Raw genomic sequence first — 10,909 nt, 5'->3', positions numbered from 1 at the left:
CTCGCGCCCGAGGCGCGGGCGCAGACCGCGCACCTCGACGTCGGCCCCCTGATCACGCATCGCGTTCCGTTCGCCGAAGCCACCCGCGCCTACGACCTGATCGCCGGCGCGGAACCGAGCCTCGGCGTCGTCCTCGCCTATCCGCAAACGCCGGAGCGGCCGCGCGCGGCGTTCGCGCCGCCGAAGGCCGCGCCCGCCCCCGGAGTTTGCGTCGTTGGGCTGATCGGTGCGGGATCGTTCGCCCGTTCGGCGGTGCTGCCGGAGCTTGCCCGCATTCCCGGCGTCGTGCTGGAAACCGTGGTCGCCCGGCGCGGCATGTCCGCCGAACGGGGGCGCGAGACGCACGGCTTCCGCAACGCCGCCGCCGACGAGCAAGCGGTGCTGGCGAACCCCGCCGTCAACGCTGTTCTGGTCGCCACCCGCCACGACAGCCACGCCCGTTTCGCCGCCGAAGCGCTCAAGGCGGGCAAGGCGGTGCTGGTGGAAAAGCCGCTCGCCCTCGATTTCGCGCAACTGAACGAGGTGATCGCCGCGCGCGCCGACGCCAAGCCGGGCGCCTTTTTCCAGGTCGGCTTCAACCGGCGCTTCGCGCCGCTGGCGCGTGCCTTGCGCGCGGAATTGGCCAAGCGCGCCGGGCCCAAGGTGCTGACGCTCCGCGTCAACGCCGGCGCCCTCGATCCGAACTCGTGGGCCGCCAGCGCCGACGAGGGCGGCGGGCGCATCGTCGGCGAGGCGTGCCACTTCGTCGATCTCGCGCGCTTTCTCGCGGGCGAGCCGATCCGCGCCGTGTTCGCGGAAGCCGCGCCGCCGCGGCGGCCGGAGGCCTTGAGCGAGAACGCGACCATTCATCTCCGCTTCGCCGACGGAAGCCTCGCCGCCATCGTCTACGCCGCCGTCGGCGACGCGGCGGCGGGCAAGGAACGGATCGAGGCGTTCGCGGGCGGCGCCGCCTTCGTGCTCGACGACTTCCGCGCGCTGACGGTATCGGAAGGCGGACGAACCGAAACCCGGACCGGCGCCGCCGGCAAGGGTCTGCCTGAGGAACTCGCCGCCTTCGTCGCGGCGGTCAGAGCGGGCGGGACCGCGCCGGTCGACGAGGCGGAACTGATCGAGACCTCGGGCGCGATCCTGGCGGCGATGGAGTCTTTACGCACCGGCCAGCGGGTGGTCCTATGACCGATCTCGAGCGCTTCTTCGCCGCCGAGATGGCCGAACACGCCGACGTTCAGCGCGCGACCGCGCAGAGCCTCGCCGCGCCGTTCCGCCGCCTGGTCGGCGCGTCCGTCGCCTCGCTCCGCGCCGGCGGAAAAATCCTGTTCTTCGGCAACGGCGGCAGCGCCGCCGACGCCCAGCATCTCGCGACCGAACTGACGGTGCGCTACAAGAAGGACCGCGCCGCCATCGCCGCGCTCGCGCTCACCACCGACACCTCGGCGCTGACCGCCATCGGCAACGATTTCGGTTTCGAACACCTGTTCGCGCGCCAGATAGAGGCGCTCGCCCGCAAGGGCGACGTCGCCGTCGCCATCACCACCTCAGGCGAGAGCGAAAACATCGTCCGCGCGCTCGAAAAAGCGAAGGCGATGGGGGTTGTTCCTGCCGCGCTCGCCGGCAAGGGCGGCGGCAAGCTCAAGGGTCTGGCCGATCCGCTGCTGATCGTGCCCTCCGACACCACCGCCCGCATCCAGGAAATGCACATTACCCTCGGCCAGATGCTGTGCGGCGCGCTCGAAATCGAGTTGGGGCTGGTTTCATGAGCGACCGCGCGCGCCTCGTCCCCCTGGTCGAGTCCCTCAAGGACGCGCGCGTCGCGGTCGCGGGCGACGTCATGCTGGATATCTACGTCGCGGGCGCGGTCGAGCGGATTTCGCCCGAGGCGCCGATTCCGGTGCTGCGCGTCGAGCGCGAAAGCGCGATGCCGGGCGGCGCCGGCAACGTCGCGCGCAACGTCGCCGCCCTCGGCGCGTCCGCCCGCCTGATCGGCGTGGTCGGCGCCGACGACGCCGGCCGCCGCCTCGGCCAACTGACCGCCGCCGAGCCCGGCCTCGCGAACGATCTCGTCGCCGATCCCGCCCGTCCGACCGCCATCAAGACCCGCTACGTCGGCGGCGCGCAACAGATTCTCCGCGCCGACCGCGAAATCGTCGGGCCGCTCGACAAGGATTCGCGCGCGCGGCTGATCGCGGCGGCCGAAAAGGCGCTCGCCGATTGCCGGGTGCTGGTGCTATCCGATTACGGCAAGGGCGCGCTCGCGGACGGCGTCGCCGCCCAATTGATCGCCAAGGCCAAGGCGGCGAAGCGCCTGGTGGTGGTCGATCCCAAGGGCCGCGACTGGAACCCTTACGCCGGCGCCGACGTGGTGACCCCCAACAAACGCGAACTGGCCGAAGCGGCGGGCGCGACGCTTGCCGACGACGACGCGATCGCCGCGGCGGCGAAGGCCTTGATCGCGCGCCATCGGTTGGGCGCCGTGCTCGCCACCCTCGGCGCCGACGGCATGCTGCTGGTGCGCGAAGGAAAAGCGCCCGAGCGGTTCCGCGCCGAGGCGCGGGAAGTGTTCGACGTCTCCGGCGCGGGCGATACGGTGGTGGCGGCCCTGGCCGCCCTGCTCGCCACCGGCGCGTCGCTCGCCGACGCCGCGCTGATCGCCAACGTCGCCGCCGGCATCGTGGTCGGCAAGGCCGGAACCGCCACCGCCGCCGCCGACGAGGTGGCGATGGCGCTGCACCGCCAGGACCTGATGGACGCCGACGCCAAGGTGATGACCCGCGCGCAAGCGGAAGCCCGCGTGCGCGCCTGGCGCGCGAGCCGGCTGAAGATCGGTTTCACCAACGGCTGCTTCGACCTGCTGCATCCCGGCCACGTGTCGCTGCTCGCCCAAGCGCGCGCCGCGTGCGACAAGCTGATCGTCGGCCTCAACAGCGACGATTCGGTGACGCGGCTCAAGGGCGACGGCCGCCCGGTGCAGACCGAAACGGCGCGCGCCGCCGTGCTCGCCTCGCTCGCCGCCGTCGACGCGGTGGTGGTGTTCGCCGAGGACACGCCGATCGATCTGATCGAGGCGCTGCGCCCCGACGTGCTGGTCAAGGGCGCCGACTACGCCAAGGCCCAGGTGGTCGGCGCCGACCGGGTCGAATCCTGGGGCGGACGCGTGCTGCTCGCCCAACTCGCCCCCGGCCACAGCACCACGGCGACGATCAAGAAGATGGCGCGCTAGGCGCGCTCTTGTCATAGTTATCATTTATTGATAACCTTTGTCATGCCCGCCTTTCGGCACGACCCGGCATTGGGTGATCTGCTGCTGCTCGACGGACAGGTGCTGGTGGTGGACCCGGGCGGCGGTCATTGGGTCAAGTTCGTGGTCAAGCGCGTGCCGCCCTTGCCCGACCGGCCGCACGGGCTGAGCTATTCACTGACGCTGCACGATGCGGCCGGGCGCCGGTTGGCGGGCTACGACAACGCCCATCCGCCACCGGGACGGAGGCGGCGTACGCCGGAAGCGCGTGATCACCGCCACGGGCCGCGCGCAACCAAGCCCTACGAATACCGGAGCGCCGCGGAACTGCTGGCGGATTTCTGGACGGACGTGGATTCGATCCTCAAGGAACGCGGAGTTGTGAAATGACCACCCTCAATGTCGGTATCGCCTCCTACGCCGAGATGAAGGCGCGCACGCTCGCCATCGCCCGGGGCAAGCTGAAGCCCTCGCCGCGCGACCCCAAGGTTTGGTTTACGTCGGCCGAATCCTTCGCCAAAATCCTATCCGAGGGCAACCGGGCCCTGCTCGCCTTGATCGCCGAACGCAACCCCGACTCCCTCGACGCGCTCGCGCGCGCGAGCGGACGCGAGAAATCCAACCTTTCGCGCACCCTGAAGCGCATGGCGGCCTGCGGCCTGATCACCTTGAAGCGCGGCCCGCGCGGAAGGCTCGTTCCCAAGGTCGGATTCGAACGGATCGTACTTCAGCTTCCTCTTGGCAAGGCACCTCGGCGCCGCGCCGCCGCGTAGGCGCGTTTCTGTGTTCGCCTTTCATCTTCTCTACGCGGCTCTCTGGCTCGCGTTCGGCTGCGGCCATTCGCTTCTCGCCGACGCGCGGGTGAAGGCCCGCCTCAAGCCCTATTTGCGCGCGGGCTACCGGCTCGCCTACAACCTGTTCGCGCTCCTGCACGTGGCGCTCACCGTCGCCGCCGGATGGGTACTTTTGGGAGGGGCCGAGCCGTTCACGCGCCCCGCTTGGCTCGTTCCCGCGCAATGGGCGATGACGCTGATCGGCGCGGGCGTGCTGGTCGCCGCCCTTTTTCGCTACGACCTCGGGCGCTTCGCCGGTACGGCGCAGCTCCGCGCCGCGGCCCAGGGTAGGTTTCTCGACGACGAGGAGCCGCTCAATCTATCGGGCTTCCACCGTTACGTCCGCCATCCGCTCTATGCGGGCGCGTTTTTATTGCTGTGGGGGCGCGTCGCCGACGAGTTCACGCTGGCGACCGCGGTGTGGGCGAGTCTCTATTTATGGATCGGATCGCGCTACGAGGAACGCCGCCTCCTCGCCCGCTTCGGCGAGGCTTACGCGCGCTACCGCGAAACTGTGCCGGCGTTTTTCCCGTGGAAGGGCCGGGCCTTTAGAGCCTAGCCCGCCAGAACGATCCCGACCAGGCCCGCCATGAGCAAGACCAGCCCCGCCAATTCGCGCGGCGCGAATTTTTCCCGGAACAACCGGGCCGACACCGCGTAGCTGAAGATCAGCTCGACCATGCCGAGGGTGCGCACGTGCGCCGCCGGCTCCAGCGCGAACGCCGTGAACCAGAGCGCCGAGGCCGAGGCGCCGAGGAATCCGGCCAGCGCCGAAACCCGCCAGGCGCGCATGACGGCGGCCGCGACGGCGCGGTCGAACAGCCACAGCCAGCCGCCCAGCAATACGGTCTGCGTCAGTTGCGCCCAGACGAGCGTGTAGGTCGCCGCCGCCAGGAAATCGAGCGGCGCCAAATCGAGAATCGCGCCGCGAAAGCCGACGGCAGCGAGCGCGAACGCGGTCCCGGAGGCGATCCCGTAGAGCGCCGCGCGGGTGGTCCAGCCGCCGACCAACAGCTGGCGCAAGGCCGCGTTCTTGGGGACGGAGACCATCATCACGCCAAGGGACGCCGCGACGATGGCCGCCGCCGCGGCCCACGTCAGCGGATCGCCGAGAAAGACCAATCCGAACACGGCGATCTGGATTCCCTCGGTTTTCGAATAGGCGACGCCGAGGGCGAAGTTGCGCTCCTTCATGGCGCGCAACAACAACGCGGTCGCCGCGATCTGGGCCGCCGCGCCCACGACCATCCAGAAAAAGAACATCGGCCCCGCGAGGCGCCACGCGGCGTCGACGGGCACGTCGCGGATCGCCCACGCGAGCAGGACGAAGGCGACCGCGAAGGGCAGACCGTAGAGAAAACGCACCAACGTCGCGCCGAGCGTGCCGACCCGGTCGACCAAGTGCCGCTGCGCGGTGTTGCGCAGCGTCTGCAGCAGCGCGGCGAAGATCGTAATCGGGACCCAAATCCAGGCCATCACGGGACGATTTCCATTCGCGTCAATAGAGGGGTTTCGGCGGCAGGCCTCGGTGGGCCTCCAGCATGAAATCGCGCCAGAGGCGCGCGGGCGGCCCGCCGCCGGTGACATTTTTCATCGGGCTCGCGTCGTCGTTGCCCATCCACACGCCTGCAACCAGGTCGGCGGTGAAGCCGACGAACCAGGCGTCGCGGAAATTTTGCGTCGTGCCGGTCTTGCCGGCGGCGTCGCGGTCGAGCCGGGCGGCGCGCCCCGTTCCGCCTTCGACCGCGCCCCGGAGCCAGCCGACCAGGGTGCGCACGTGGCCTTGGTCGGCGATGCGCTCGGCGCCTTCGCCCTGGCGCCGCCAGAGGACGCGGCCGTCGCCGTCGCTGATGCGCTCGATCGCGTAAGGCCAGGCGCGTTCGCCCCCGTTGGCCAGCACCGCGAAAGCCGCCGTGAGGTCGAGCAGCGTCACTTCGCCGGTGCCGAGCGCGAGGCTGGCGTCGGCCTCGAACCCGTCGCCGAGGCCGAGGCGCCGCGCCATGTCCACCACGCGCGCGAGCCCCGTCTGCACCGCCACCTGGACCGCGACCGTATTGATGGAGCGCGCGACCGCCTCGGCCAGGCCCACCTCGCCCGCGTACGTGCCTTCGTAGTTGCGGGGGCTGTAGCCGGCGATGGAAAACGGGCCGTCGACGAAGCGCTGGGCGGGATCGAGTCCGGCTTCGAGCGCGGCGAGATAGACCACCGGCTTGAAGGCGGAACCGGGTTGGCGGCGCGCGCCGGTCGCGCGGTTGAACTGGCTTTGGCCGAAATCGCGCCCGCCGACCAGAGCCCGGACCGCGCCCCGGAAATCGAGCGCGACCAGCGCCGCCTGTTCCGGCCCGCCCGGCGCGGGCTCGGCGAAGGCGCGCGCGAGCGCGCCTTCCGCCGCGCGCTGCAACCGGGCATCGACGGTGGTTTCGACGATCAGGTCGCGATCGCCCAGGGTCACGAAATCGGAAAGCTGTTCCGTCACCCAATCGGCCAAATAGCGGGCCTGGGGTTTCGGCGCTTCTCTCCGTTCCGGCGGGCGGGGCGGCGGGGCTTGGCCGAGGGCGCGGGCTTCGTCCTCGGTCACGAAGCCGAGCGCGGCCATGTTCTCCAGCACCTGGGCCGCGCGCGCGTGCGCGCGTTCGGGACTGGCGAGCGGGTTGAGCCGCGACGGCGCCTTCAAAAGCCCCGCCAGCAGCGCCGACTGGTAGAGCGAGAGACCGCGCGCGTCGGTATCGAAGTAGCGCCGCGCCGCCGCGTCGACGCCGTAGGCCCCGGCGCCGAAATAGACGCGGTTGAGATAGACGGTGAGGATTTCCTCCTTGTCGAAGCGGCTTTCCAGCCACAACGCGAGCAGCGCCTCCTGGACCTTGCGCCGGAGCGTGCGCGCGGGGCTGAGGAACAGGTTCTTAGCGAGCTGCTGGGTCAGCGTCGAGCCGCCCTGGACCGCGCGGCCCGCGCGCAGGTTGGCGAGCGCCGCGCGGGCGACGCCGACGAGGTCGAGGCCGAAGTGCTGGTAGAAGCGGCGGTCTTCGGTCGCGATCACGGCGAGCGGCAGTTCGGGCGGCAGCTCCGCGAGCGGCACCGGCCGACCCCAGATTTCGCCGACGCGGGCGAGTTCCGTGCCGTCGGCCGCCCGCACCACCACCGACGGCGCGCGCGTCGGACGGAACGCGCGTTCGACGTCGGGCAGATCGTAGGCGAAAAAGCCGAGCGCGAGGATCGCGGCGACCGCGCCCCACACCAAGAGCGCGAGCGCGCGCGACACGATTCCCCCCTTGCGCCGTTTTCGTCTCATGAAAATTTCCAGGCGACGAGGCCGCCGTGGGTCATCGCGTTTCGGGCCGGCTCGTGCCCGGCCGTTACGTTCCGCGCCGTCACTTATCCGGCCGGCGGCAGCCGAGCAACCGGTGCAGCGTTTCGGGCGCGACGATCGCGCCCTTGAAATTGGTCCGCCACACCTCGGTGTTGACGAACGACGCGCCGGCGAGGTTGGCGCCGCGCATGTCGGCTTCCGAAAGGTCGGCTTCGTCCAAGAGCGCGCTCCCGAGATTGGCGCCGACGAAGGAGGCATCCGAGAGGTCGGCGCGGCGCAAGTTCGCGCCTTCCAGATTGGCGCCCGCGAAATCGACGCGGCGGAGATCGGCGCCGCGCAGGTCCGCCGCGCGCAAATCCGCGCCGCGGAGGCTCCAGCCGATCAGGACCGCGCGCGCGCCGCCCCGGCCGGCAACCCAGGTTTGATGATCGGCGAGAATTTGGTCGAAATCGGCGCGCTTGGCCAAGGCCGCGTGCTCCCCGACGATGAACGGCGTTCGAGTCTGCGTCCAAGTATGCGCGGGTTGGCGCGCGAATTCAACGCGAGGCGGCGGCCTGGGGCGCCGCCGGCGGGATTTTCTCCCCCGGGTCGGGGCCGTGCCGCCAGCGCTGGTAGATCCAGATCGCGATCGCCGTGCCGGCGCCGACAAAGGAGCTGATGTCTTCGGGGTGGATCAAACCGATCGCGCTCGCGAACAGCGCCACGCGCAGCGGCGCGGACAGCGGCCCGTTGAGCCAGCCTTCGGTCGCGCACGCGAGCGCGAACACCCCGAACGCCGCGGTCAGGCCGACGTTGACGATTTCCCACCAGGTGCCCTGGCCGATCAACGCCGGGCTGGCGAAGAACATGAACGGCACGATGAACGTGGCGAGCCCGAACTTGACCGCGATCCACGAGGTTCGCCAGGGATCGGCCTGGGCCATGCCCGCCGCGGCGAAGGAGGCGACCGCGACCGGCGGCGTGATGGCGGAGAGCACCGCGTAATAGAAGATAAACATGTGCGCGACCAGCGGCGGCACGCCCATGCGGATCAGGCCCGGCGCCACCACCGCCGCGGCGATGGCGTAGGCCGCCGTGGTCGGCATGCCCATGCCCAGGATCGTCACCACCACCATGGTCATCAGGAGCGCCAGCACCTGGCTTTGCCCGGCGACCGCGAGCACCAGCGACGAGAACCGCCCGCCGACGCCGGTCAACGCGATCACGCCGACGATGATGCCGGCCGCGGCGCAGACCGCGACCAGCTGCAGGCAATCCTTGGCCGCCATTTCGAGGGCGTCGACCACCGCGCGCGGACCCATGCGGAAGCGGGCGTTTAACCAACTCGCGATCACGGCGGCGAAGATGCCGAGCATTGCCGAGCGGAACCCCGAGTAACCCATGACGAAGGCGGTGACCAGGACGACGACCGGCGCCAGCATGTAAAGCTGCTTCAGGAGAGGCATCAGCGCCGGCAGTTCGGCGCGCGGGATTCCGCGCAGGCCGTTGCGCACCGCGTGCAGGTCGCAATGGGCGTAGCAGGCGATGTAGAACAAAAAGCACGGGATCATCGCCGAGAGCGCGATGGTCGAATAGGGAATGCCGGTGACTTCGGCCATGATGAACGCGCCCGCGCCCATCACCGGCGGCGTGATCTGGCCGCCGGTCGAGGAGGTCGCCTCGACCGCGCCGGCGGTGGCGCGGTCGTAGCCGACCCGGCGCATCATCGGAATGGTGACCGAGCCCGACGCGACCACGTTGGCGACCGAGGAGCCGGAAATCGAGCCGAACAGGATTCCCGACACCACCGCGACCTTGGCCGGGCCGCCGCGCGCCCAGCCGACCAGGGCGACGGCGAGGTCGTTGAAATAATCTCCCGCCTTCGACTTGGTGAGGAAGGCGGCGAACGCGGTGAACATGATGATGAAGGTCGACGACACCTCCAGCGTCACGCCGAAGATGCCGTATTCGCTGAAGATGTAGGAAAAGATGAACCCGACGTTGAAGCCCTTGTGATACAGCACGCCCGGCATCCAAGGGCCGACGAAGGCGTAGAGCAGGAACACCCCGGCGATGAGCATCAACGCGGTGCCGGCGAGGCGACGCGCGAGTTCCAGCACCAGCGCGGTGCCGGCGAGGCCGACGGCGAAATCGGCCGCCGTGTAGAGCGCGCCGGCGCGGATCTGCAGCTCGTCGAGGAACACGACCACGTAGCCCGCGCACGCGGCGGACGCCGCCATCAACAGCCAGTCGTGCCAAGGGATCGGCCCTTTCGCCGCGCCCGCGCGCCAAGCGAAAAAGCCGAAACCGATCACCGAGCCCCAACCCAGGTGCACGGCGCGGAGATACATCGAATCGATCGGATAGACGTTGAGGACGATCAGGTGGAACGCCGTGAACCCGGCGCAGAGCCAGTAGAACAGCGCCTTCTGCCAGCCGACGAGGGTGCGCTGGCTGCCCGAGAACTCAAGCTCGCTCGGCGTTTCGGCTGGCGTTTCGGGCGCGTTGGCGGCGGGCGGAACGGTCATCGGCGCGATCTGGTCTCCCCTCGAGCACGACGCCGCGTCATTGGCGACGCGGCGCCGGCCGAAGAGGTTTCGGATCAGCCGCCGAGGTTAGCGGGAATAGTGATCCCTTTTTCCTTGTAATACTTCACCGCGCCCGGATGGAACGGCAGGAACGTGTTCTTGGTCCAGTTCTGGATCAGGGTTTCCTTGGCCGCCGCGTGGCCCTTGACCATGGCGGCGTTGTTTTCCAGCACCGCCTTGGCGATCTTGTAGACCGTGTCGGCATCCATGTCCTTGTGGACGATGAAGAAGTTGTAGAGGCCGACGGTCTTGTGGTCCTCGGTCTGGGTCTTGTAGGTGCCCTTGGGGATGACCGAGTCGGAAAGCTCCGGAATATCCTTCTTGACCTTGGCGAGCTCGGCGTCTGTGAAGGTGAAGAAGCGGACCGGACGCTGCGCCTCCAGTTCCGTATAGATCGCGATCGGCACGCCGGCGCAGAACGGGAACGCGTCGAGAAGGCCGTCGCCGAGCTGGCTTCCCATGTCGCTCGCCTGGCCGAAGCGGATGTCCATGTCGATGCCGAGCGCCTTGAACATGAGCGGAAAGTAGGTGCCGCAGGTGCCGGCCTTGGGCCCGACGCCCACGCGCTTGCCCTTCAGGTCGGCGACCGACTTGATGCCGCTCTTTTCCGTGGTGATGAAGTGGAACGGCGTGTCGTACATGGGAAACACGGCGCGGATGTTGTTGTACTTCTTGCCCTTGGTCCAATCGCCGGTGCCATTCCAGGCTTGCAGCGCGACGCCCATGGTGGTCATGCCGAGTTCGACCTGCTTGCCGTCGGTCAGGATCACGTTCTGGTTCGGGCCCTGGGTCTGCTGGGTCGAGACGTTGACGCCGAGCTTTTCGGTCAAGAGGCTCGCAACCACGCCGCCGTAAATGAAATACGTCCCGCCGACGGAGGCGGTGCCGAGAGTCATCGGCTTCATCTGCGCCTGGGCGGCGCCCGATACGGCCAACGCCGCGGCCAACGCGACGGCTGCAAAAGTGC

At 69.4% G+C, this 10,909-nt stretch carries 11 protein-coding genes; 6 read left to right on the top strand and 5 right to left on the bottom strand.

The genetic code is table 11. The features are described 5' to 3' along the window. From FJ311_14270 to FJ311_14245, 6 genes are all read left to right on the top strand, one after another. A partial coding sequence (locus tag FJ311_14270; protein MBM3952604.1) for a Gfo/Idh/MocA family oxidoreductase occupies positions 1 to 1,176 on the top strand: 1,176 nt, incomplete at its 5' end. Beyond that, positions 1,173 to 1,757, top strand: a complete 585-nt coding sequence (locus FJ311_14265) for an SIS domain-containing protein (GenBank protein ID MBM3952603.1) — start codon at positions 1,173 to 1,175, stop codon at positions 1,755 to 1,757. The genes FJ311_14270 and FJ311_14265, both read left to right, overlap by 4 nt. After that, positions 1,754 to 3,217, top strand: a complete 1,464-nt coding sequence (rfaE1, locus tag FJ311_14260) for a D-glycero-beta-D-manno-heptose-7-phosphate kinase (GenBank protein MBM3952602.1) — start codon at positions 1,754 to 1,756, stop codon at positions 3,215 to 3,217. The genes FJ311_14265 and rfaE1 overlap by 4 nt, the downstream gene beginning before the upstream one ends. A 42-nt stretch (positions 3,218 to 3,259) precedes the next feature. After that, entirely contained in the window at positions 3,260 to 3,625 is a 366-nt protein-coding gene (locus FJ311_14255; GenBank protein MBM3952601.1) for a hypothetical protein, read from the top strand. Continuing rightward, entirely contained in the window at positions 3,622 to 4,008 is a 387-nt protein-coding gene (locus tag FJ311_14250) for a MarR family transcriptional regulator (GenBank protein MBM3952600.1), read from the top strand. The genes FJ311_14255 and FJ311_14250 overlap by 4 nt, the downstream gene beginning before the upstream one ends. Beyond that, entirely contained in the window at positions 3,974 to 4,627 is a 654-nt protein-coding gene (locus tag FJ311_14245; GenBank protein ID MBM3952599.1) for an isoprenylcysteine carboxylmethyltransferase family protein, read from the top strand. Before FJ311_14250 ends, FJ311_14245 begins: the two co-directional genes overlap by 35 nt. Here the strand turns inward: FJ311_14245 and FJ311_14240 are convergent. From FJ311_14240 to FJ311_14220, 5 genes are all read right to left on the bottom strand, one after another. Next, positions 4,624 to 5,544, bottom strand: coding sequence for an EamA/RhaT family transporter (locus FJ311_14240; protein MBM3952598.1), 921 nt, complete (start codon positions 5,542 to 5,544; stop codon positions 4,624 to 4,626). The genes FJ311_14245 and FJ311_14240 overlap by 4 nt on opposite strands. A 22-nt stretch (positions 5,545 to 5,566) precedes the next feature. Beyond that, positions 5,567 to 7,357 carry a PBP1A family penicillin-binding protein gene (locus FJ311_14235; GenBank protein ID MBM3952597.1) on the bottom strand — a complete coding sequence of 597 codons (1,791 nt, stop codon included), beginning with the start codon at positions 7,355 to 7,357 and terminating at the stop codon, positions 5,567 to 5,569. A 79-nt stretch (positions 7,358 to 7,436) separates the two neighbouring features. Then, entirely contained in the window at positions 7,437 to 8,024 is a 588-nt protein-coding gene (locus tag FJ311_14230; GenBank protein MBM3952596.1) for a pentapeptide repeat-containing protein, read from the bottom strand. Next, a complete protein-coding gene (locus FJ311_14225) occupies positions 7,912 to 9,882 on the bottom strand; it encodes a TRAP transporter permease (GenBank protein ID MBM3952595.1) in 1,971 nt (656 codons plus the stop codon). Before FJ311_14225 ends, FJ311_14230 begins: the two co-directional genes overlap by 113 nt. A gap of 74 nt (positions 9,883 to 9,956) precedes the next feature. Continuing rightward, positions 9,957 to 10,889: a TAXI family TRAP transporter solute-binding subunit gene (locus FJ311_14220; GenBank protein MBM3952594.1), complete on the bottom strand. Its 933-nt coding sequence runs from the start codon at positions 10,887 to 10,889 to the stop codon at positions 9,957 to 9,959. Between the last annotated feature and the right edge of the window lie 20 nt (positions 10,890 to 10,909).

Source organism: Rhodospirillales bacterium, from assembly GCA_016872535.1.
GTDB lineage: Bacteria > Pseudomonadota > Alphaproteobacteria > Rhodospirillales > 2-12-FULL-67-15 > 2-12-FULL-67-15.
The sequence above is the reverse complement of the archived record's forward strand: the minus strand, read 5'-3'. Positions and strand labels throughout refer to the sequence as shown.

What these genes read in the sequence shown, in the direction of transcription:
- FJ311_14265 (MBM3952603.1), top strand. Translation starts at nt 1,173, where the DNA reads ATGACCGATCTCGAGCGCTTCTTCGCCGCCGAGATGGCCGAACACGCC.
- rfaE1 (MBM3952602.1), top strand. Translation starts at nt 1,754, where the DNA reads ATGAGCGACCGCGCGCGCCTCGTCCCCCTGGTCGAGTCCCTCAAGGAC.
- FJ311_14255 (MBM3952601.1), top strand. Translation starts at nt 3,260, where the DNA reads ATGCCCGCCTTTCGGCACGACCCGGCATTGGGTGATCTGCTGCTGCTC.
- FJ311_14250 (MBM3952600.1), top strand. Translation starts at nt 3,622, where the DNA reads ATGACCACCCTCAATGTCGGTATCGCCTCCTACGCCGAGATGAAGGCG.
- FJ311_14240 (MBM3952598.1), bottom strand. Translation starts at nt 5,544, where the DNA reads ATGGCCTGGATTTGGGTCCCGATTACGATCTTCGCCGCGCTGCTGCAG.
- FJ311_14235 (MBM3952597.1), bottom strand. Translation starts at nt 7,357, where the DNA reads ATGAGACGAAAACGGCGCAAGGGGGGAATCGTGTCGCGCGCGCTCGCG.
- FJ311_14225 (MBM3952595.1), bottom strand. Translation starts at nt 9,882, where the DNA reads ATGACCGTTCCGCCCGCCGCCAACGCGCCCGAAACGCCAGCCGAAACG.